This is a genomic window from Paraburkholderia phytofirmans, from assembly GCF_046028095.1.
GTDB lineage: Bacteria > Pseudomonadota > Gammaproteobacteria > Burkholderiales > Burkholderiaceae > Paraburkholderia > Paraburkholderia phytofirmans_A.
In genome coordinates this window covers 792,474-813,051 of the sequence record NZ_JAQQDJ010000002.1, presented here as the reverse complement: position 1 = coordinate 813,051, position 20,578 = coordinate 792,474, and the positions used below count along the sequence as shown (strand labels likewise).

Genomic DNA, 20,578 nt, shown 5'->3' with positions numbered 1-20,578 from the left:
GGTCTCCTTAAACGAACAGACGGTCGGTGTTGACGAAACCGCGCCCGTTCTCGGGGCATGCGGAACGGCACGGATCGTCGGACGGCACGCAGGCGTCGGCCGCATACGCGCGGTACGCGATCAGCTTGACGGGCCGAGGCTTGTATTCGGATGAAGGGTCGAGCGGATGCGGCGCGGTCGAGAACACGGCGAGCGTGTCCATTTCGAAGCGCAGATCGAACGCGGCGCCGGCCGGCGAATGGCCCGCCACGAAGCTCAGCGCGCCGTCTTCGGCGATCGCGAGTTTGCTGAAGAAGTTGATATTGGCGACGAGGTCGCGTGTGCCGAGCCCATGCTTCGCCAGCTCGAGCAGCAGGCTGTCGCGGCCGTTGCGGATCATTGCATTGCGATGCTGCTGATAGCGGGCCTCGCCGTATTTCGCGGCGAACAGTTCCGCGTCGCCAATGCCGCCGAGCGGATCGTGCCAGCCGAGCGTGTCGGCGGTGATCGAGGCCAGCACGCGCCCCATGTCCGAGTAGAGCACGTGGCCGCGCGTCAGATGCGCGGTGTGCTGCGCCTTCAGCGTATCGGCCATGTTGTAGCGTTCGAGCGGTGCGTCGTGCCGGTAGAACACGGCGGCCAGATTCGCGCCACCTTCGCTATCGACGACGCGCAACGCCATGCCACGGCGCAGCACGCCGGACCAGTGCGTGCCGGCGGGAATCACCGTTTCCCATGCAGCGTGCGGGATCGGTGCGAGATCGACAGAGGATTGCGTCGACATGGAGGCTCCAGGTATCGGTTGGGAATAAGCATGAGAGGGCGATTGACCGACATCGCGACCTCCCGGGCTTTTATCCCTCCGTGGAGCCTCGCCGGCGCCTTGAAAGAAGGTGAACGGCAAGACCGGATTGCTCTCGGACCAGGCATCATGCGCATTGAAACTCGCACGACCGGAACCCTAGCGATCCTGAAGATGATGCAAATTACTTCGCACCTCTCGCTGCGTAGCTAAGCGAGTTGTGTGCCAGGGATGTGGTGAACATGCAGCAAGTGTGACGTGGCAAGGGATTGGATGCGATGCGCGTGGCCGGTAGACATGTGTGGGCCGATCGCTTGCGCACCAGCGCCGCATGTGAATCCGCACCACATGGATGCGCCGGGCACCACGATTGGGCTCGAACCAGGCGTGCGCAACCGCGGTACATGGCTCCGAACGATGGCATGGTGTGTGCGTAACAATGCGCCACGTCCACTCCCTTCCTCACACGACCATGCCGACGCTTGCTGCCATTCGACGCGCGCTATACACCTTGATGTCGGCACGTTTCATCGAGTTGCAAAAACAACAGCGCCGCTCGTAACTGGAGCGGCGCTGTTGTCGTGATGCTGCGCATCCCGGCATTTGCTTATTCGATCACAGCGCCTTTTCGCTCAGCCTTCAGCGTTCAGTCTTGAACATCCAGCTCCGCGCTCGCATAGCGCGCCTGTTGCCCGAAGCTTGCCAACGCTTTCGAACCATCGGGCAACATTAGTTCTCCTCGTTCAAGACGTTCCTTCAGATACGTAAAGCTCTGCGCCGTCTGCGCGAACAGATGGTCGCCCGCCGAGACAGGCGGGTATTTCGCCACCGCTTCGGGCGTCGCGAATTGCGGCAGCGGCGCGACGACCGTGTGATAGTCGCAGGCAAAGAAGAGCGGAAACGAGTAGCGCTCTTCCCGCACCTTGCGCACGCGATGCGACGTCGCGACATAGGTCCCGCCCGTCCACACTTCCAGCATGTCGCCGATATTCACGACGAACGCGTTCTCGACCGGCGGCGCATCGATCCACTCGCCCTCGCCGTTCATCACTTCGAGTCCTGGCGCGGTCGGCAGCAGGATCGTGAAGCACTCGTAGTCGGTATGCGCGCCGATGCCGGGCCGGTCTTCCGCCGACGGATCGAGCGGATAGTGGATCAAACGCAACTGGCTCGGCGGCTTGCGCAGATACTGATCGAAGTGCTGTTCAGGCAAGCCGAGCGCGAGCGAGAAACCTCGAAACAGCGCGCGGCCGAGTTCGAACGCCGCTTCGTAGTAGCCGCCCACCGCTTCGCGAAACCCCGCTTGTTCCGGCCAGCTATTCGGGCCGAGCATCGGCGTGCCGGCGCGCACGTCGGGGTCGTCGGCGGGCAGTTCGCGGCCGGTGTCGAAGGCTTCTTTCCTGTCGCGTTTGCCGCCCGCGAAGACTTCCTCGCCTTCGGGCACATAGCCGCGATGCGCCGTAGACTTGCCGATGTAGTAGCGCATCTTCCATTCGTGTTCGGCCGCGAAAAAGCGTTTGGCCTGCTCGATCAACGCGCTTTGTTGCGCGCGTGACACCTGGTGGCCGGTGACATAAAAGAAGCCGGCCTCGCGTGCCGCGCGATCGAGTTCGCGCGCGGTGGCGAGGCGCTGGGCGTCGTCATCGCTGAACAGGCCGCTCACGTCGACAATGGGTAGTTGCTGAAAGCTCGTATGGGTTGAGTTCATGAGAGGTGCCTAGACAAGCTGCGAGATGGTTTGAGATTGCGTTTGCTCATTTTGCCCGCCGCGCCCGCCGCGCCCTTCGCGCTCGGCAAGGAACTCAGCCAGATGGCGCCGCTCCTCGCGCCCCATCCATGTATTGATCTCCCACAGATCGGCCACCGGCGCGTTAGTAAACGGCAGCGTATGCAGATAACCGTCGGGACCGAACTCCGGTGTCATCGTCGTGACGGTGTAGCCCTGCTCGATCTGCGCGCTCCATAGCGCTTCCCAGATCCGCTGATGCGAGGCCACGCAGTCCGCGTACTCGGGCGCCGCCGGATGCGGCACCTGCGGACCTTGCGGATAGCCGACACGCCCATGCAGATGATGCGCATGCGGCGCCAATTCGAGGATCGTGTCCCACTCGCCGTCGAGCAGCCGCTCGCACACCGACACCCAATGGCTGAAATCGCAGGTCAGCTTGAGCGAGGGCACGGCGCGCGCGACGTCACGAGTAATCCAGGGGTTGAAGAACGAGCGCCCGCGATGCGTTTCGAAGCTGCACGTCACGTCGTGCTTCGCGGCGATCTCCACCGCGCGCGCGAAGAAGTCCACCTGGGTCGCGGCCGGCCACGCGTCGCAACCGGCCATCACGTTGAAGAAGCGCGGCTCGAGCGGCTTGCCCCACACGATCTTCTCCTCGAAGTCCCGCAGATGATCGGCCGGCGTCGCCGAGCGCTCCGGCACATAGCTGCCGGCCGTCGTGATCTCCGCGATGAATGCCAGGCCTTCGTCGGCAATCGCCTGCGCAAACGCGTCGCGCGCTTCGCCGCCGGCCGGCACCGGCGCTTCGATACCATCGAAGCCCGCCGCCCGCACGAGCGGCGCGGCATCGCGAGGACCGCCGTCGAATCCCCAGAACGTCTTGAACAATTCGAATTTCATCGCCTCTCCATTTACATGCAAAATTGCATGCAATAGTACACATGAAATGTGCGAGTCAATAAACTATCCATACAGAGTCGCGGATTATTTTCGCGCGCCCGATTTCCGGCTCAATTAGCACTTAAACTGTGCAGCCCTCCTCCTCGTGGTGAATCGATGAAGAAGAAAATTGCGCGTACCAAGGGGCAAGCCGTCGCGCGCGCCATTCTCGACATGGACTGGCAGTGGTCGGCGCATTTCGGCGATCTCGGCCTGAACGACCTGAACTACAGCGACCTGTTCTGTCGCATGTGGGTGGATCAGGGCGATTACTTCGCCAAGACCGCGCTCTATGAATTCATGCCGGGCGTGAGCCGCCGCACCGCCGTGCGGTACGTGCAGGAGTTGATCGACAGCGGCTGGCTGCTGGAAACGAGTTCCGCCGAGGATCGCCGTATCAAGCAGGTGAGTCTCGCGGCGTCGATCGAGGAACGCCTGGAGCAGTTTCTTGCCTATGTGCATCAACGGTTCGCGGCGTTGGATTGACGTCGCAACCCGCTGGCATATTTCTCGCTAGATAACTCACCGAGAGGTGCGGCAGCGTCGCATCTTAGGGATGCTAGGGTTCCGGTTCGCGAGAATGTCTGGTCCGAGAGCAGCCCGGTGCGCCGGCGGTTCGATTGCGAGTTTTTCATTGCAAGCACGAACCGCCGGCCGCACTACACGGCGGGACAAAAGCCCGGGAGATTGGCGATAGCAATGTCTATCGTGCCTCTCCGTGGCCGGTGTTTGTCTCCCGCAGTTTCCGCGCTTTGTCGTTCGAGCTCTGTTGCTCGTTCTCTCGCGGGAACCGGTCATGTTGTTTCATCGCGCAGTCGCCGCGCGATCCAACTCAACAATCGCAATTGACCGGTCTCCTGGAGAAAACGATGAAACGCTTCGAATCCGCCCTGACGTCTCGCACTTCCCGCGCTTCGCTCGCCTCGCCTGCCCGCTTCGCTTCGGCCCTGCGCGCGCGCGGCGCCCTTGCTGTGGCCGCCGCCGCGCTCGCTGTCGGTCTTGCCGCGGGTCCCGCCGCCAGCCCGGCGCAAGCCGCGGCCGCACCGCTCGCCATCGGCTATAGCGACTGGCCCGGCTTCGTCGCGTTCCAGATCGCCATCGAAAAAGGCTGGTTCAAGGAAGCCGGCGTGGACGTCAATTTTCAATGGTTCGACTACTCCGCGTCGCTCGATGCATTTTCTGCCGGCAAGCTCGACGCGGTCGGCGCGACCAACGGCGACGCGCTCGTGACCGGCGCAAGCGGCGCGAAGAACGTGATGATCCTGCTCACCGACTATTCGAGCGGCAACGACATGATCGTCGCCAAGCCGCCGGTGCGCACGGTGGAAGGATTGAAGGGCAAGAAGGTCGGTGTCGAAATGGGCCTCGTCGATCACCTGCTGCTCGACACCGCGCTCGAAAAACATGCGCTGAAGGAATCGGACCTCACCCTCGTCAACGCGAAGACCAACGAATTGCCGCAAGTGCTCGCCTCATCCGGCGACGTCGCCGCGGTCGGCGCCTGGCAACCGAACGCCGGCGAAGCGCTCAAGCGCGTGCCGGGCTCGCGCCCGATCTTCACCTCCGCCGACGCCCCCGGCCTGATCTACGACGCAATCACGGTCAATCCCGTCAGCCTGCAATCGCGCAAGGCCGACTGGGCCAAGGTGATCAAGGTCTGGTATCGCTGCGTAGCCTATATCAACGATCCGAAGACGCAACCGGACGCGGTCAAGATCATGTCCGCGCGGGTCGGCCTCACGCCGGCGCAGTACCTGCCCTTGCTGAAAGGCACGCATCTGCTCGACTCGGCGGCGGCGAAAAAGGCCTTCACCAAGGGTGACGGACTCGACTCCGTGTACGGTTCGAGCGTGAACGCCGACAAGTTCAACGTGCGCAACGCCGTGTACAAACAGTCGCAGAACGTGAGCGCCTATATCGATCCGACGCTTGCCAACGCGCAGTAAGCGGCCCGCCAGGCGCCGCAATCACAACCGCTAGACAGCCCGCGGACCCGAAACTGTTATTCTTGCGTCTCTCCCGACCGTCAACTGGTCGCCTGCCGCCTTCGGGCGGCACTCCAAGCGGCGCTTTGCGCCCGACTTCCGAGAGACAGGAATTTGCATGTTCGGTTTTCTGCGCGGCTATTTTTCCAATGACCTGGCAATCGACCTCGGCACGTCGAACACCCTGATTTACATGCGCGGCAAGGGCATCGTGCTCGACGAACCCTCGGTGGTGTCGATTCGCCAGGAAGGCGGTCCGAACGGCAAGAAGATCATTCTGGCCGTCGGCAAGGAAGCAAAACAGATGCTCGGCAAGGTGCCGGGCAATATCGAGGCGATCCGCCCGATGAAGGACGGCGTGATCGCCGACTTCAACATCACCCAGCAGATGATCAAGCGCTTCATTCAGATGGCGCACGAGTCGCGTATGTTCGCGCCGTCGCCGCGCATTATCATCTGCGTGCCTTGCGGTTCGACCCAGGTGGAGCGGCGCGCGATCAAGGAAGCGGCGCACAGCGCCGGCGCCTCGCAGGTCTATCTGATCGAGGAGCCGATGGCCGCGGCCACCGGCGCGGGCCTGCCGGTGTCGGACCCGACCGGCTCGATGGTGGTCGATATCGGCGGCGGCACGACGGAAGTGGGCGTTATCTCGCTCGGCGGCATCGTCTATAAAGGCTCGGTGCGCGTGGGCGGCGACAAGTTCGACGACGCCATCGTCAACTACATCCGCCGCAACTACGGCATGCTGATCGGCGAGCAAACGGCCGAAGCGATCAAGAAGGAAATCGGCTCCGCGTTTCCGGGCTCCGAGGTCAAGGAGATGGAAGTCAAGGGCCGCAATATGTCCGAAGGGATTCCGCGCAGTTTCACGGTGTCGAGCAACGAGATTCTCGAAGCGCTGACCGATCCGCTCAACCAGATCGTCTCGGCCGTGAAGATCGCGCTGGAGCAGACGCCGCCGGAACTGGGCGCGGATATCGCCGAGCGCGGCATCATGCTGGCGGGGGGCGGCGCGCTGCTGCGCGATCTCGACCGGTTGCTCGCCGAGGAAACCGGCTTGCCGGTGTTCGTCGCCGAAGCGCCGCTTACGTGCGTGGTGCGCGGTTCGGGCATGGCGCTCGAACGCATCGACAAGTTCGGCGGCGCGTTCTCTTACGATTGAGCTTTGCAGCGGATCGATCCGCTTAGGCCGTTCAAGCCGCTCAGGAAACGAACGGCAGTTTGCTATCGCGCGCCGCGGCGAGCATCGACAGTGTGATCTTGCGCACTTCCAGCTTGCTCTGCGTGATATGCGCGCGCAGCAGAATGATCGCCTCAGTCAGGCGGTTGCGTTCGATCAGGTTGAGCATGGTGGAATGCTCGTCGTAAGTGGCGCTGGTGCGGTGCGGTTTCAGAAAATCGAGCCGCCGCACAATGCGGATGCGCTCGGTCACTTCGTTATGCACGCGCAGCATTTCCATATTGCCCGTGGCGGCGACGAGTTGCCGGTGAAAGTTTTCGTCCATGCCGAACATTTTCACCGGATCGCTCTCGCGCAATTGGGGCGCGACGCACCAGACCGCCTTCAATTCCTCGACGGCCGCATGCGCGACGTCACCGCCCGTGCCCACCCGCTCCACCGCCGCGACTTCCAGCACGATGCGCAAATCGTAGAGCTGATCGAGCTGATCGAAGTTGATCGGCGAGACTTTCCAGCCGCGCCGGAAACCGACTTCCAGGTAGCCTTCGCGTTGCAGACGAAACAGGCCGTCGCGCATCGGCGTGCGTGACACGCCGTAGTGCTGCGCGATGCCGTTCTCGGAAAAGCGGTCACCGGGAAACAGGCGAAAGCTGAAGATATCGGTCTTGAGCTGCTGGTACACCTGCTCGGCAAGCGGATTGGCCGCGGCCGGCGCGGCAGGCGTCTCCAGCAGATTCGTCGGGTCGTCGTTCATGATGCCAGGGTCCCTTTTTTCTTATTATCGGCGTTTCATGGGCCGGCCGGCGAATTGATCAGGCTCACGTGCGCGGCGACGATTTTCCAGCCTTCGTCGGGACTGAGTCTTGCCCAGGTTTGCATCTGGCGGCCGAGCAGATGCGTGGCGTCGCTGGTGAACTCGGTGCTGACGGTGGCGAAGTCGGTGCCGAAGGTCGTCACCACGGTGCGATGCAGCTTGCGCGACTTCGGCACCGGCTCGCAGTGCTCGCGCCACGCACGGATCGCATCGCCGCCGTGCTGGATTTCGGCGATGCCATAGCGCACCGTTTCCGGCGTGTGCCAGAACAGCGCGTTCATCGCCGCGACATCGTTATCGACCAGCGCGCGCTCGTATTCGATGAACGCCGCGTGGACCTGTGCCACGATTTCGGGCTGATTTACTTCCATGCTTGGGTCGTCTCGTCGGTTTTGATCAATGAAGCAAAGGGCGCGGTCCAGCCGACAATGCCGCCCTGCGAGCGCACCATCTCGAGCGTCGCCTGTTTGAAGGCGGGGAAATAGCTCGCGGTGGCGTCCTCGATCAGCAGGCTGTCGTAGCCGCGGTCGTTGGCTTCGCGCATCGATGTTTGCACGCACACTTCGGTGGTCACGCCGGCGAACACCAGATGCGTGACGCCGCGCATCGCGAGTTCTTCGCCGAGGCGGGTCGCATAGAACGCGCCTTTTCCCGGTTTATCGATCACCAGTTCGCCAGCAAGCGGCGCGAGCGGTTCGCTGATCGCATTGCCGGGCTCGCCGCGAATGAGGATGCGGCCCATCGGCCCGGCGTCGCCGATGCGCGCATTCGGCGCGCCGCGCAGACGTTTGGCCGGCGGACAGTCGGACAGATCCGGAGCATGCGATTCACGCGTATGCACGACGAACCAGTGGTGCTTGCGCGCGAAGGCGAGCAACTCGGCTACTGTCGGCACGATGTCCGCGAGCAGCGAGACATCGTTGCCGAGCGATTCGCCGAAGCCGCCCGGCTCGATGAAATCGCGCTGCATGTCGATTACGACCAGCGCGGTTTTCGCGGAGTCGAAGCTGAACGGGCCGGGTTGGGCGTCGATGGTCAGCGTGTTAGTCGATGTCATCCAATGGCTTCCCTGAGTTTTTCGGCGGGCGCGGCGGGTTGCACCGGCGTGTCGCCGTGGCCGGCCATATGCTGGCCGAGCACGGTGCGATCCGCGCGTGTCGCCGGGGTTTCGTACACCAGCTCGCCCTCGGCGATCACCATGATGCGGTCAGCGAGTTCGAGCAGTTCGTCGAGGTCTTCGCTGACCAGCAGTACGGCCGCGCCCTCATCGCGCGCGGCCATCAGACGTGCATGGATATCGGCCACGGATGCGAAGTCGAGCCCGAACACGGGATTGGCGACGATCAGCACATCCACCGGCTGTCCGAGTTCACGCGCCAGCACAGCGCGTTGCACGTTGCCGCCCGAGAGCGTGCCGATCGCGCGCTCCGGCACCGGCGGGCGCACGTTGAATTCGCCGATCAACTGCGTGGCACGCGCGCGCATGGCGCGGCGATCGAGCCACCAGCCGCCGCGCCGCAACGGCTCGCGGTCGAAGTCGCGCAGCGCGAGATTCTGCGCCACGCTCATCGCGCCGACGCAGGCGTTTTTCAGCGGCTCTTCGGGGATCGCGAAGACCCGCCGTTGCGTCATCTGCTCGCGCGTCGCCTGGTATGGCTTGCCGGCCACCTGCATGTCGCCTGTCTTCACGCGACGCTGGCCGACCAGTGCTTCTACCAGTTCCTTCTGACCGTTGCCGGAGACGCCCGCGAGCCCGAGGATTTCGCCCGCGCGCACGGACAGCGTCGCGTGCTTCACTGCGGTGTGGCCGCGATCGTCTTCCACGGATACATCGCGTAGTGCAAGGCGCACCTGGGCCGATTCATCGAGCGGTTTGCGCTGGACGCGCTCTTCCGTCACCACGGCCATGACAGGCGCGTCGCTCGTTGCCACTGTGCCCATCATCCACGCGGCGAGTTCGTCGCGGCTGGTGTTCGCCACCGCGCTGGTGCCAACCTGGCGTCCCTTGCGCAACACGGTGACGTCGTCGGCGTAGGCCATCACTTCGCGGAACTTGTGCGTGATCATCAGCACGGTCAGCTCGCCGCGTGTGGTCAGGTCGCGCATCAGGCCGAGAACTTCGTCGGCTTCCTGCGGCGTCAGCACGGAAGTTGGTTCGTCGAGTATCAGGAAGCGTTGCTGCAAGTAGAGTTGCTTCAGGATTTCGAGCTTCTGCTTTTCACCCGCAGCGAGTGCCGCGACGGGCGCGTCGAGTGGCAAGCGGAACGGCATGCGCTGCATGAACGCGGCGAGTGCGGCGCGTTCCGCTTTCCAGTCGATTTTCCATTGCATCTGCCCGCGCGCGAGCAGCAGGTTTTCTTCGACAGACAACCCCGAGGCCAGCGTGAAATGCTGATACACCATGCCGATGCCGAGCGCTTGTGCATCACGCGGCGAGTGGATGTGCACTTCGCGGCTGTCGGCGGCGATCTGTCCGTCGTCGAGCACGCCGTAGCCGACCAGGCCCTTCACGAGCGTGCTCTTGCCCGCGCCGTTCTCGCCGAGCAGCGCGTGAATCGTGCCGGCCTTGACCTTGATCGACACGTCGTCCAGCGCGCGAAAAGCACCGAACGATTTGCTCGCATGCATGACTTCAATGCCGAGGGCTTGCCGTACGGTCGACATGATCATCCACCTAGCGTTAGCAGCAAAGCGCCGGAGTCCGACACCGTGCCGAACACCCCGCCTTGCATCGTGATCATGTGCAAGGCGGCGTCGTGATTGCTCTTGTCGGTCGCCCCGCAGCAGTCGGCGAGCACCGTGCATTCGAAACCGCGGTCGTTCGCTTCGCGCATGGTCGTGTGCACGCAGACGTCGGTCGTGATGCCGGTCAGAATCAGATTCTCGATGCCACGCGTGCGCAGGATCAGTTCGAGATCGGTCGCGCAGAACGAGCCCTTGCCGGGCTTGTCGATCACGATCTCGCCCGCAAGTGGCTTCAGTTCGTCGATGATGTCCCAGCCCGGTTCGCCGCGCACGAGGATCTTGCCGCACGGACCATCGTCGCCGATGCCCACGCCGTTGGTGCCCGCGCGGCGGCTGCGCCAGCGCTTGTTGGCGGGCAGATCGGAAAGATCCGGGCGATGGCCTTCGCGCGTGTGAATGATCGTGAAGCCCTGCTCACGCATCGTCTTCAGCACGCGTTTGATCGGCTCGATCGGCGCGCGCGTGAGCGAGAGGTCGTAGCCCATCTTGTCGACGTAGCCGCCGTGGCCGCAGAAATCCGTCTGCATGTCGATGATCACGAGCGCGGTGTTCTCCGGGCGCAGGTCGCCGTCGTAGGGCCACGGGTAGGGTCTCGCTTCGATGAATCGGGTCATGGTCTGGGTGTCCTGGTTTGGGTTCGTGAATATCGGCAAGGTCCGTGAATGGGCGAGCGTGTCAGCGCCCGTGTCAGCGCCCGTGTCAGCGCGTCAGGCTCAGCTCGCCAGGCGCGCCCGCCAGCGTGCGATCCGGACGGCAGTTGATGATCATGATCACGAGCGTCAGCACATAAGGCGCGGCGTTATAGAGGTAGTAGCCGCTTGTCACGCCGATCGCCTGCAACGCCGGTCCGAGCGCGCCCGCGGCACCGAACAGCAACGCGGCCCACAAACAGCGCAGCGGCTGCCAGCGCGCGAAGATCACCAGCGCGACCGCCATCAGCCCCTGGCCGCTGGAGAGCCCTTCGTTCCAGCTCCCCGGATACACCAACGACAGATACGCACCGCCGACGCCCGCAAAAACGCCGCCCACCGCCGTCGCCGCGATACGCACACGCGTGAGCGGATAGCCCATCGCGCGCGCCGTTTCCGCGTGATCGCCGACGAGCCGCAGCACCATGCCCCAGCGCGTATTGCGCAAGCCCCATTGCAGAACGAACGCGAGCGCCACGCCGATCACGAACAGCAGGTTCAGATGCAGCGCGTTATGCAATTGCGGCGACGAACTCCACGCGCCGAGATCGATGAACGGCAGCATCGGCGCCTGCGGTTCGATAAACGGCTTGCCGAGATAGAACGCGAGTCCGGTGCCGAGCAGCATCAACGCAATGCCGAACGCGATATCCGACACGCGCGGCAACGAACACACGAGACCGTGCAGGCAGCCGAGCAGCAAGCCGACCAAACCTGCGGCAAGCACACCCATCCACGGCGAGCCGCTCAGAAACGCGCCCGCGTAACCGCTCATCGCGCCGGACACGAGAATGCCTTCCAGGCCGAGATTCACGCGGCCGCCCTTCTCGGTCAGACACTCGCCGAGACTGACGAACAGATAAGGCGTGCTGACGCGGATCGCTCCCGCGAACAGCGACAGCAAAAGAATGACGATGGGCGAGTGCATATCAGGCATGGGTCTGCTCCAGTTGCACGGGAAGATCGGTTTGCGCGACGGCTTGCAACTTCACGCGCCATGCGGCGATGCGGCCGCCGAGCGCTTCCCACGCGAGCAGGTTGGCGAACAGCAGCCCTTGCAGGACGAGCGTGGTGGCATCGGGCAAATCGAGGCGCCGTTGCAGCAGACTGCCGCTCGCCTCGATGCCGCCGATCATCAGCGCGCACGCGATGATCGCGAGCGGATTCTGGCGCGCGGCGAAAGCGACGAGAATGCCCGCGTAACCGTAGCCCGCGAGCAGCGACGCGTTCGCGCTGCCCTGCACCGCCGCCACTTCGAACATGCCGCCGAGGCCGGCCGCGGCGCCGCCCAGCACGCACGCCGTCAGCGCGAGCATATTGACCGGCAAACCGACCAGACGCGCCGCGCGATTGCTGCCGCCGACCACGCGCATCGCAAAGCCTTTAGTGCTGAACTTCACGAACACCCATGCCGCGATGCATGCAACGACGCCCCAGAACAGGCCCCAATGTGTTTCGAGTCCGGGGATCGAACCGATCATCATCGCGTCGGGCACCGGCAGCGTCGACGGTTTGTTCAGGCTTGCCGGATCGCGCAGCGGCCCTTCCACCAGATGCTTGAATACCGCGATCGCGATATACGACATCAACAGGCTGCTGATCGTCTCGTTGACACCGCGCCATTGCCGCAACGCGCCGACCGCGCCGATCCAGACGCCGCCGGCGAGCATGCCGGCGAGCGCCATCAACGGTGTGGCGATGAGCCAGGGCGTGTTATGCGGCAGCATCTGCGGGACGATGGCGGCGCACATGCCGCCGAGCGCGAGTGCGCCCTCGCCGCCGATCACGATCAGGCCGACCTGTGCGGGCAACGCGACACACAAAGCCGTGAGCATCAGCGGCGCGGCGCGCAGCAACGTGCTTTGCCACGCGAACGACGAACCGAACGCGCCCTGGAAAATCAGCGCGATCGCGTCGGGCGCCGGCTGTCCCTGCACCAGCAGAAACAGCGAGAACAGCAGCAAGGTGCCGAGCACCGCCAGCACGGTCGGCAGCGCGGGCAGGAGCGAGAGCATCACTCTCGCGGCAGAGGCATTGGGACGCATCACGGCTCCTTGATTGAAGCAAACATCGCCGTCATCGGAATCAGATCTGGCCGACGACGCCCGCGACCAGATAGTTCATGCTTTCCAGCGTGTAGTCGGTCTGAGCGTGACTCGCGCCCGAGGCGATCGCCGTGCCGCCCTTGTTGTCCTTCATCGGGCCTTTGAAGATCACGAAATTGCCGGCCACCATGCTGCTTCTGATCGAGTCGGCGTTCTGCTTCGCGGCGGCCGTGACCTTCGCGCCGTACGGCGACATCTTCACGAAGCCTTCTTTCAGGCCGCCGCGCAAGACGTTGGGTTGCGGCGTGCCGGCTTGCGCACCCGTCACCAGTTGCCTGTACGGCGTCGCCCAATCCCATTCCGCGCCGGTCAGATAACCCTTGGGCGCGAGCGCGGCCTGGCTTGCGTGGTAGCCGCAGCTCATCGCGCCGCGTTTTTCCGCGGTCTCGACTACGACCTTCGGACCGTCGACGTGACAGGTCAGCACATCGCAGCCCTGATCGACGAGGCTGTTGGTGGCTTCGGCCTCCTTCACCGGCATCGACCAGTCGCCCGTGAAAATCACCTGCGTGGTGATGGACGGATCGACCGACTGCGCGCCGAGCGTGAACGAATTGATATTGCGCAGCACCTGCGGAATCGGCTTGGCCGCGACGAAGCCGAGCTTCTTGCTCTTCGTCATATGCCCGGCGACCACGCCGTTCAGGTACTGGCATTCGTCGATATAGCCGAAGTAGCTGGTGATGTTCGACGGGTTGCCCTGCTTCCACAAACCGCCGCAATGGGCGAATCGCACCTTCGGATACTTCGCCGCCATCTTCAGCACGTGCGGGTCGAAGTAGCCGAACGAGGTCGCGAAAATGAGCGTGGCGCCGTCCTGTTCGATCATCGCTTCCATGGTCTTCTGCACGGCGATGGTCTCGGGCACGTTCTCTTCTTCCACCACCTTCACGTCAGGCATTTTCTTGATCACCGCGGCGGCTTGCGCCTGCGCCTGGTTGTAGCCGTAGTCGCCGCGCGCGCCGACGTAGATCACGCCGACTGTCGTCTTCGGCGCGGCGAACACCGACTGGATGGGCAGAATATTGCCGAGCGTCAACAGGCTGGCGCTCTTGATGAAATGGCGGCGGCTGGTCATGGTGTCCAATTCCTGATCGAAGGTTAAAGAGCGTTGGCCTGGGTATCGGCTTGCGGGTTGGCCTTGATGCTGGCGAGATACGCGAGCCAGCCGCCGAACGACGTGATGTCGAGCGCGCCGCTGTCCTCGCTTACCGCCGACGGCTCGCAGATGAAGCCTTTCACGCTGTGGCCGTCGGCGAGTTGCAACGTGCCGATGCCGAGCGGCGCGGGCACGTCGGCGACGAATTGGCCGAAGCTGCGCAGCGGCACTTCCCAAAGTTCGATGTCGATCGGCTGGCCTTGCTGTTCCGTCGAACGCACGAGGCCGGGCTTCGGCGGCTGGGTGTTGGCGAGTGCGTAGAGCTTGTAGCCGGGTGCGCTGTGCGTCGCTTTCACGAAACGCGCGCCGGCCTGCTGGAGTTGCCAGTTCAACGGCTGGCCGCGCAGATGCGCGCCGACCACCGCGAGGGTCACGGTGGGCTCTTGAAACGGCAACGGCTGGATGAGCGTGGTGGTTGTTACGGCCTCCGCGGTTTCGGCGCCATTCGCGAACAACGCCTGAATCCGTGCGCCCAATTCGGCGAGGCGCCGATCCGCGCCGCTCGGCGCGATCAGCGTCACGCCGGCCGGCAAGCCGTCGCTGCGCCGCTGACAGGGCACGGCCAGCGCGCATAGATCGAGCAGGTTGACGAAGTTGGTGTAGTAGCCGAGCTGACTGTTCAACTCGACGGGATTGGCCTGCACGTCGGCGATCAAAGGATGCGTCGGCGTGGTGGGCACGATCAGGATGTCGATGGTTTCAAAGAGCGCTTCGGCGTGACGCTTCAGATCGGCCAGCGCGTACTGGCCGTTGAAGGCATCGGCGGCGCTGAACTGCTCGGCCTTGCCGATCACCTTGGCCACGACCGCATCGATCGCCTGATGATGGGTTTCGAAAAACGCGCCGAGCGCCGCGCGCCGTTCCGCGACCCACGGGCCGTCGTAGAGCAAGGCGGAGACCGCCTTGAGCGGCTCGAAGTCGATTGCTTGCGTCGGCAGATGCAGATGCGTGGTGAGCGTGTCGAGCGCGGTTGCAAACGCCCGGCTGGCGATAGTGTCGCCATAGAACTCCAGTCGCTCCGGCACGCCGATGCGTGGAGCCGAACGCAGCAGGCCAAGGCTCGGCACCTTGCGCGAGTAGCCGTCGAGCGAATCGAAGCAGGCGATTTCGCAGAGCACGCGCCAGGCATCGTCGACGTCATGCGCGAACACGGAGATCGTATCGAGGCTTCGGCACGCGGGCACCACGCCGCGTTTGCTGACCAGTCCCAGCGACGGTTTCAGACCAACCAGCCCGTTGAATCCGGCAGGCACGCGGCCGGAACCCGCGGTGTCGGTGCCGAGCGAAAACGCCACGCAACCCGCCGCCACCGCGACCGCCGAGCCCGAACTGGAACCACCCGACACGCGCAGCGGCGACTCGCTGTGCCGCACGGCGCCATACGGCGAACGCGTGCCGACGAGGCCGGTGGCGAACTGATCGAGATTGGTCTTGCCGATCAGGATGGCGCCGGCGTCGATGAGCCGCTGCACGGCGAACGCCGACGTGTCCGGCGTGTAGGCGAAAGAGTCGCAAGCGGCCGTAGTCGGCAAGCCGGCGACGTCGATGTTGTCCTTGACCGCGAACGGCACGCCGAACAGCGGCATCTGTTCGAAGACGGCGCTGCCCTGCGCGTCGTATAACGCTTCGAGCGCCTTCGCGCGGGCCTGCACGTCGGCTGCCGGCACACGCAGAATCCAGGCTTCCGGTCGGTCGCTGGCTTCGATTCGCGCCAGCGCCGACGACACGGCTTCGGTCGGCGTCACGCTGCCTGCCGCGTATGCCGCGAGCAAGCCTTTGACCGTCATGGGTGAAGAAATTGGCACCTGTTTTTCCTTGAGTTCAATCTTGAATACAAGTTTGGACTCAAATTAGCAGGAGCTATGCCAAGTGCTTATTCAGTGTCGATAAACCGCTTCGAACCCCTGCTGGGCTTGGTTCTCCGCCCGGTCCGGCCGCGCGCCAGGCACCGCCGAAAACGCCCCGCCCCACGCTGACCGTGGTGCAGCGCTCACCAACTCGGGGCTCACGCGCCCTGGATTCGCGCCAACGCGCGCTTCGGCAACGCCGGCTGCGATGCCGGAGCCACCACGAACGCGCGCACCATCTCATGCGCCTGCGCTTTGTGATCTCCCTGCCACTGCGCGGCGAGCATGTCGGTGTTGAAAATGCGCGACAACGTATAAGCATTCGACTTGTGGAACGAGCACAGACTGACCAGCGCCACGTACAGATGCAACGGGTCCATACCCTTGCGCAACGAGCCGTCGTCCTCGCCGCGCGCGATCACCGTACGCAACAGGGTCAGCACCGGCGACGACATTTCCGGAATCGCGCTCGAACGTTTCATCACGCGGGCGCGGTTCAGGTTCTCGAACGAGAGCAGCTTCGATAGTTCGGGATGCGCCGCGAAGTGTCCTTCGATGAAATCGTAAAGCTGCACGATGGCCGTGACCGGATCGATCTGGTCGACATCGAGCTTGAGCTTCAACTCGGCTTCGCGCAGCCGTCCCAGCACGAACTCGAGCACTTCCAGATAGAGCGCTTCCTTGCCGCCGAAGTAGTGATAGATCATCCGGATGTTGACCTTCGAGCGGCTCGCGATCGTCTCCACTCGCGCGCCGCTCAGGCCTTTGTCCGAGAACTCCGCGATCGCAATCCTGAAGATGCGCTGACGGGTCGCCGCCGCGAGCTTTTGACGCTGGGTCGTGGGCTCTGTCGAAGCAACGGCGGGTACAGCGGAAACCGATCGGGCTGAAGCACGTGTCATAAGGAGGGAAAGCGTGGCGTCAAGTGGATGCGTGGCGATGCATGACTACCGGCATTGTAAGCGCGGCCTCAGCGGCGAAACGGCTGGGTGAGCGCGAGCGGCGCGGTTTGCCGACCGATCAGCCCGGCCACCGCGATCAGCGCGAGCAAATAAGGCAGCATCACCAGCAGCGCGGTCGGCACCTGCACGCCGATCAACGGCAATTGGAACTGCAACGCGCTCGCGGCGCCGAACAGCAGACACGCGCCCACCGTGCGGCCGATCTTCCAGTTACCGAAGATGATCGCGGCAATCGCCAGATAGCCGGCTCCGCTCGTCATCCCTTCGGTGAAGGTATGAATGTCGCCGATCGAAATGAAGCAACCCGCCGCGCCGGACATGACGCCGGAAAACAGCACCGCGCCATAACGCAGGCGCGTCACCGAGAGGCCCGATTGATCGACCGACCTGGGCGCCGCGCCGACCGCATGCAGCGCGACGCCGAGCGCGGTACGCCGCATGACGAGCGAAGTCGCGAGCAGAATCGCGAGGCCGAGATAAACCAGCCACACCTGATGAAACACTGGCTCGCCGATCACGGGCAGCGCGCCGAGTCCCGGCGGCGACCAGCGCGCGAGCCCAGGGATCACCGCGCTCGAACGCTCGCCGAACAACTCGCGATAGGCGAGCGTGGTCGCGCCGAGCGCAAGAATGTTGATGCCGATGCCGGTCACGATCTGATTGGCGCGCAGCGTCACGCTAAGGAACGCTTGCAGCAACGCGATCGGCAGCACGCCGAGCATGCCGATCGCGAGCCCGAGCGTTGCGTTGCCGGTCGCCCATGCGCCGGCCGCGCCGAGAAACGCCCCGGAGAGCATCATGCCTTCCACGCTCATGTTGAGCACACCGGCCCGCTCGCTGATCAACTCGCCGGTCGATGCCAGCATCAACGGCGCCGCAAAACGGATCGACGAGCCGACGAAAACCGCTACGAATTCCGCGTTCATCAACGTGCTCCTTTCGGTTCGAGCCACAACGAGCCGCCCGCCAGCGCGACGATCACGATGCCCTGCACCACCAGCACCAGCGCCGACGGCACCGACGCGACCATTTCCATATTGATGCCGCCCGAGCGCAGAAAGCCGAACAGCAGCGCCGCCGCGCACACGCCGGTGATCGAGCCGCGCGCGAGCAAACCGACCACGAGGCCGTCGAACCCATAGCCCGAGGAAAAGCCCGCTTTCAGCGAGTACTGATCGCCTTGCAGCATCAACGCACCGGCGAGTCCGCCGAGCGCGCCGGCCAGCGCCAGCGCGCCGACGATGGTGGAGGTAATCGGCATGCCGGCGCGGCGCGCGGCCAGCGCGTTCAGACCGACCGCGCGCAGATGCATGCCGAAGCGGCTATACACCAGCACGAGCGCCACCGCGATGCACAGCACGATGGTGATCGGCAGGCCGATATGCAGTCCCGTCGAACTCGAACTGGCGAGCAACGGCAGTTTGGTCGAGTCGGGAATATCCAGCGATTCGGGCAGCGTGGCCGCGTTGCTCATCGGCTGGCGCAGCAGCGCTTCCGATTGCACGCACCAGTAGAGAAGCCATACGGCGATGAACGTCAGCAGCAGTGTGCTGATCACCTCGTTGGTGCCGGCGCGCGATTTCAGCCAGCCGGGAATCGCGCCCCACGCGGCGCCCGCCAATGCGGCCGCCAGCATCGGCACGATGAACGCCAAGCCGAGCGGCAGATGCGCGACGTGGCCATAAAGACTGACCGCCGTGGCGGCGATGCCGCCCATCGCGATCTGTCCTTCGCCGCCCACATTGGTCAGCTGCGCGCGATTGGCCAGCACGAAGCCGCTGCCGACGAGCGCGAACACCAGGCTGCGATTGATCGACGCGCCGATCGCGTACGGCGAGCCCCACGCACCGTCGGCGAACGCGGCCATGGCGTCGCCGAGCGGCACGTGGACGAGCGCAATCAGCGCCATGGCCGCCACGATCGCGACGAGCGCGGCGCCGCTCAACACCGCCGCCGTTCTCAGGCGCCGCGAATCGCGCCATGCGGCGCGGGGAAATGGACTCGATAATGTGCTCATGCTGTCTGCCCTGCCATCCATGCGCCAATGCGCTCGCGTTGAAGATTGAGTTGCGACGCCTCCGGCACGCAAGTGCCCATGATGCGGCCGCGATACATGACGAGGACGCGGTCGGCCACCGCCATCAGTTCGTCGAGTTCGGACGAGATCAGCAGCACGCCGACGCCTTCGTCGCGTGCCGCGCGGATATGGTCGTAGACCGCGGCCACCGCGCCGACATCGAGCCCGCGCGTGGGCTGCGCGGCCACCAGCACGGCGAGGCCGTCGAGCGTGAGTTCGCGCGCCAGCACCGCTTTCTGCTGATTGCCGCCGGAGAGGCCGCGAAACGCGACATCGGGGCTCGCGGCGCGCACGTCGAAGCGCTGCATCAGCGCGCGCGCATCGCGGCGCATCGCGCGACGTCGCATGAAGCCACGCCGCGCGTAGTCGTCGAGCCGGTTGAGAAAGAGGTTCTCAGTCAGGCTCATGTCGGGCACGCAACCGACCGCGTGGCGATCTTCCGGCACGACGCCGACACCCGCCTTCGTCAAGGTTTGCGGTGCGGCCTGAGTGCAATCCTTGCCCTGCACGAAGAAGCGCCCCGCACTCGCCTTCTGCATGCCCGCGAGCACCGCGCCGAGTTCGCTCTGCCCATTACCCTCCACGCCCGCAATGCCGACGATTTCACCGCGGTTGACCACCAGCGTGCAGTCTTCGAGGCGCGTCACACCGTCGGCGTCGCGCACCGTGAGGCCGTCGATCTGCAAGGCTTCGTCGGCCAGCGGACGGGTGTAGGGCGACGCGCTGCGGGTTGCTGAACGCGGCGTGGCCGTCGCATTGGAATCCGCAGCGGCGCCTTGATTCGCACTGTCCGGACGTTGAATCATCGCCCGCACGAGTGCGTCGACATCGGCGGACGGCGTGCTCGAACGGGCCACCACGCGGCCGCTTTGCAACACCGTCGCGCGGCTCGCGATACGCCGGATCTCGGCCAGCTTGTGCGTCACCAGCACGACCGCGCAGCCGCGCGCGACGACACGTGCGCAGGTGTCGAGCAACGCATCGATTTCGGCGGGCAACAGCACGGCCGTCGGTTCATCCAGCACCAGCAGACGCGGCTCGCGAATCAGACATTTGACGATCTCGACGCGCTGCTTTTCACCCACAGAGAGATCGGCGACCCGCGCATCCGGATCGAGCGCGAGCCCGAGTTCCGCCACCAACGCACGCACGCGCTGCGCCTCGCCTTTGCGATCGAGCCAGCCGCGCGCCTGCCCGAGCAGCAGGTTATCGAGCACGCTCACGTCTTCCACGAGGCTGAAGTGCTGATGAACCATCGCGATGCCGTGCGTGAGCGCGTCGCGCGGACTATGCGGCTGGTACGGCGCGCCGTCGAGCCACATCGCGCCCGCGTCGGGCTGATGCACGCCGAACATCACGTTGCATAGCGTCGACTTGCCCGCGCCGTTTTCGCCGAGCAGGCAATGCACTTCGCCGGCGAAGAGTTCGAGCGAGACATCGGTGAGCGCCTGAAACGCGCCGAAGCGTTTGACGATGCCGTGCATGCGCAGCACCGCGGCGCGTGGCGTGCCGGCAGTCACGCGCGCGTCGGCGCGCACGGTGGCAGAAGCGGAAGTCGCGTCCATG

At 64.5% G+C, this 20,578-nt stretch carries 19 protein-coding genes and 2 riboswitches; of the genes, 3 read left to right on the top strand and 16 right to left on the bottom strand.

Going from position 1 to position 20,578, the window contains the following annotated elements; genetic code table 11:
- Nucleotides 1–7: 7 nt before the first annotated feature.
- From PQR54_RS08160 to PQR54_RS08150, 3 genes are all read right to left on the bottom strand, one after another.
- On the bottom strand, nt 8–763 hold the full coding sequence (locus tag PQR54_RS08160; protein WP_408244869.1) for an urea amidolyase associated protein UAAP1: 756 nt from the start codon (nt 761–763) through the stop codon (nt 8–10).
- Between the two features lie 57 nt (nt 764–820).
- Nucleotides 821–955: riboswitch (guanidine-I (ykkC/yxkD leader) on the bottom strand.
- A gap of 472 nt (nt 956–1,427) precedes the next feature.
- Complete coding sequence (locus tag PQR54_RS08155) at nt 1,428–2,489, bottom strand: isopenicillin N synthase family dioxygenase (protein ID WP_408244868.1); 1,062 nt, start codon at nt 2,487–2,489, stop codon at nt 1,428–1,430.
- 9 nt (nt 2,490–2,498) lie between these two features.
- Nucleotides 2,499–3,410 carry a sugar phosphate isomerase/epimerase family protein gene (locus tag PQR54_RS08150; protein WP_408244867.1) on the bottom strand — a complete coding sequence of 304 codons (912 nt, stop codon included), beginning with the start codon at nt 3,408–3,410 and terminating at the stop codon, nt 2,499–2,501.
- A 156-nt stretch (nt 3,411–3,566) separates the two neighbouring features.
- Between PQR54_RS08150 and PQR54_RS08145 the strand changes: the two genes are divergently transcribed.
- From PQR54_RS08145 to PQR54_RS08135, 3 genes are all read left to right on the top strand, one after another.
- Nucleotides 3,567–3,935 carry a MarR family transcriptional regulator gene (locus PQR54_RS08145; protein WP_408244866.1) on the top strand — a complete coding sequence of 123 codons (369 nt, stop codon included), beginning with the start codon at nt 3,567–3,569 and terminating at the stop codon, nt 3,933–3,935.
- A 62-nt stretch (nt 3,936–3,997) separates the two neighbouring features.
- Nucleotides 3,998–4,137, top strand: a riboswitch (guanidine-I (ykkC/yxkD leader).
- 181 nt (nt 4,138–4,318) lie between these two features.
- Nucleotides 4,319–5,395, top strand: a complete 1,077-nt coding sequence (locus PQR54_RS08140; RefSeq protein ID WP_408244865.1) for an ABC transporter substrate-binding protein — start codon at nt 4,319–4,321, stop codon at nt 5,393–5,395.
- 157 nt (nt 5,396–5,552) lie between these two features.
- Nucleotides 5,553–6,596: a rod shape-determining protein gene (locus tag PQR54_RS08135; protein ID WP_106278011.1), complete on the top strand. Its 1,044-nt coding sequence runs from the start codon at nt 5,553–5,555 to the stop codon at nt 6,594–6,596.
- Between the two features lie 40 nt (nt 6,597–6,636).
- Here the strand turns inward: PQR54_RS08135 and PQR54_RS08130 are convergent, their stop codons facing one another.
- The 13 genes from PQR54_RS08130 to PQR54_RS08070 form a co-directional block, all read right to left on the bottom strand.
- Complete coding sequence (locus tag PQR54_RS08130; RefSeq protein ID WP_408244864.1) at nt 6,637–7,368, bottom strand: GntR family transcriptional regulator; 732 nt, start codon at nt 7,366–7,368, stop codon at nt 6,637–6,639.
- A 35-nt stretch (nt 7,369–7,403) separates the two neighbouring features.
- Nucleotides 7,404–7,799 (bottom strand): oxalurate catabolism protein HpxZ, encoded by a 396-nt coding sequence (gene hpxZ / locus PQR54_RS08125; protein WP_408244863.1) that lies wholly within the window; start codon nt 7,797–7,799, stop codon nt 7,404–7,406.
- Nucleotides 7,790–8,485 (bottom strand): cysteine hydrolase family protein, encoded by a 696-nt coding sequence (locus PQR54_RS08120; protein ID WP_408244862.1) that lies wholly within the window; start codon nt 8,483–8,485, stop codon nt 7,790–7,792. Before PQR54_RS08120 ends, hpxZ begins: the two co-directional genes overlap by 10 nt.
- Nucleotides 8,482–10,092: an ABC transporter ATP-binding protein gene (locus PQR54_RS08115; RefSeq protein WP_408244861.1), complete on the bottom strand. Its 1,611-nt coding sequence runs from the start codon at nt 10,090–10,092 to the stop codon at nt 8,482–8,484. Before PQR54_RS08115 ends, PQR54_RS08120 begins: the two co-directional genes overlap by 4 nt.
- Nucleotides 10,093–10,094: 2 nt before the next feature.
- Nucleotides 10,095–10,787 (bottom strand): biuret amidohydrolase, encoded by a 693-nt coding sequence (biuH, locus tag PQR54_RS08110; RefSeq protein WP_408244860.1) that lies wholly within the window; start codon nt 10,785–10,787, stop codon nt 10,095–10,097.
- An 85-nt stretch (nt 10,788–10,872) separates the two neighbouring features.
- A complete protein-coding gene (locus PQR54_RS08105; protein WP_408244859.1) occupies nt 10,873–11,799 on the bottom strand; it encodes an ABC transporter permease in 927 nt (308 codons plus the stop codon).
- Nucleotides 11,792–12,907 (bottom strand): ABC transporter permease, encoded by a 1,116-nt coding sequence (locus tag PQR54_RS08100; protein WP_408244858.1) that lies wholly within the window; start codon nt 12,905–12,907, stop codon nt 11,792–11,794. Before PQR54_RS08100 ends, PQR54_RS08105 begins: the two co-directional genes overlap by 8 nt.
- Nucleotides 12,908–12,947: 40 nt before the next feature.
- On the bottom strand, nt 12,948–14,045 hold the full coding sequence (locus PQR54_RS08095; RefSeq protein ID WP_408244857.1) for a BMP family ABC transporter substrate-binding protein: 1,098 nt from the start codon (nt 14,043–14,045) through the stop codon (nt 12,948–12,950).
- A 23-nt stretch (nt 14,046–14,068) separates the two neighbouring features.
- Nucleotides 14,069–15,913: an allophanate hydrolase gene (atzF, locus tag PQR54_RS08090; protein WP_408245016.1), complete on the bottom strand. Its 1,845-nt coding sequence runs from the start codon at nt 15,911–15,913 to the stop codon at nt 14,069–14,071.
- Nucleotides 15,914–16,131: 218 nt separating this feature from the next.
- Nucleotides 16,132–16,875 carry a TetR/AcrR family transcriptional regulator gene (locus PQR54_RS08085; RefSeq protein ID WP_408244856.1) on the bottom strand — a complete coding sequence of 248 codons (744 nt, stop codon included), beginning with the start codon at nt 16,873–16,875 and terminating at the stop codon, nt 16,132–16,134.
- A 68-nt stretch (nt 16,876–16,943) separates the two neighbouring features.
- Nucleotides 16,944–17,861, bottom strand: coding sequence for an ABC transporter permease (locus tag PQR54_RS08080; RefSeq protein WP_012427113.1), 918 nt, complete (start codon nt 17,859–17,861; stop codon nt 16,944–16,946).
- Entirely contained in the window at nt 17,861–18,952 is a 1,092-nt protein-coding gene (locus PQR54_RS08075; RefSeq protein WP_408244855.1) for an ABC transporter permease, read from the bottom strand. Before PQR54_RS08075 ends, PQR54_RS08080 begins: the two co-directional genes overlap by 1 nt.
- Entirely contained in the window at nt 18,949–20,577 is a 1,629-nt protein-coding gene (locus PQR54_RS08070) for an ABC transporter ATP-binding protein (RefSeq protein ID WP_408244854.1), read from the bottom strand. Before PQR54_RS08070 ends, PQR54_RS08075 begins: the two co-directional genes overlap by 4 nt.
- Nucleotide 20,578 lies beyond the last annotated feature (1 nt).

Bases quoted from the DNA above. Each gene is read 5' to 3' on its own strand.
- PQR54_RS08070 (WP_408244854.1), bottom strand. From the start codon at position 20,577: ATGGACGCGACTTCCGCTTCTGCCACCGTGCGCGCCGACGCGCGCGTG.
- hpxZ (WP_408244863.1), bottom strand. From the start codon at position 7,799: ATGGAAGTAAATCAGCCCGAAATCGTGGCACAGGTCCACGCGGCGTTC.
- PQR54_RS08130 (WP_408244864.1), bottom strand. From the start codon at position 7,368: ATGAACGACGACCCGACGAATCTGCTGGAGACGCCTGCCGCGCCGGCC.
- PQR54_RS08145 (WP_408244866.1), top strand. From the start codon at position 3,567: ATGAAGAAGAAAATTGCGCGTACCAAGGGGCAAGCCGTCGCGCGCGCC.
- PQR54_RS08085 (WP_408244856.1), bottom strand. From the start codon at position 16,875: ATGACACGTGCTTCAGCCCGATCGGTTTCCGCTGTACCCGCCGTTGCT.
- atzF (WP_408245016.1), bottom strand. From the start codon at position 15,913: ATGACGGTCAAAGGCTTGCTCGCGGCATACGCGGCAGGCAGCGTGACG.
- PQR54_RS08150 (WP_408244867.1), bottom strand. From the start codon at position 3,410: ATGAAATTCGAATTGTTCAAGACGTTCTGGGGATTCGACGGCGGTCCT.
- PQR54_RS08095 (WP_408244857.1), bottom strand. From the start codon at position 14,045: ATGACCAGCCGCCGCCATTTCATCAAGAGCGCCAGCCTGTTGACGCTC.
- PQR54_RS08120 (WP_408244862.1), bottom strand. From the start codon at position 8,485: ATGACATCGACTAACACGCTGACCATCGACGCCCAACCCGGCCCGTTC.
- PQR54_RS08075 (WP_408244855.1), bottom strand. From the start codon at position 18,952: ATGAGCACATTATCGAGTCCATTTCCCCGCGCCGCATGGCGCGATTCG.
- PQR54_RS08140 (WP_408244865.1), top strand. From the start codon at position 4,319: ATGAAACGCTTCGAATCCGCCCTGACGTCTCGCACTTCCCGCGCTTCG.
- PQR54_RS08135 (WP_106278011.1), top strand. From the start codon at position 5,553: ATGTTCGGTTTTCTGCGCGGCTATTTTTCCAATGACCTGGCAATCGAC.
- PQR54_RS08080 (WP_012427113.1), bottom strand. From the start codon at position 17,861: ATGAACGCGGAATTCGTAGCGGTTTTCGTCGGCTCGTCGATCCGTTTT.
- PQR54_RS08100 (WP_408244858.1), bottom strand. From the start codon at position 12,907: ATGCGTCCCAATGCCTCTGCCGCGAGAGTGATGCTCTCGCTCCTGCCC.
- biuH (WP_408244860.1), bottom strand. From the start codon at position 10,787: ATGACCCGATTCATCGAAGCGAGACCCTACCCGTGGCCCTACGACGGC.
- PQR54_RS08105 (WP_408244859.1), bottom strand. From the start codon at position 11,799: ATGCCTGATATGCACTCGCCCATCGTCATTCTTTTGCTGTCGCTGTTC.
- PQR54_RS08160 (WP_408244869.1), bottom strand. From the start codon at position 763: ATGTCGACGCAATCCTCTGTCGATCTCGCACCGATCCCGCACGCTGCA.
- PQR54_RS08115 (WP_408244861.1), bottom strand. From the start codon at position 10,092: ATGTCGACCGTACGGCAAGCCCTCGGCATTGAAGTCATGCATGCGAGC.
- PQR54_RS08155 (WP_408244868.1), bottom strand. From the start codon at position 2,489: ATGAACTCAACCCATACGAGCTTTCAGCAACTACCCATTGTCGACGTG.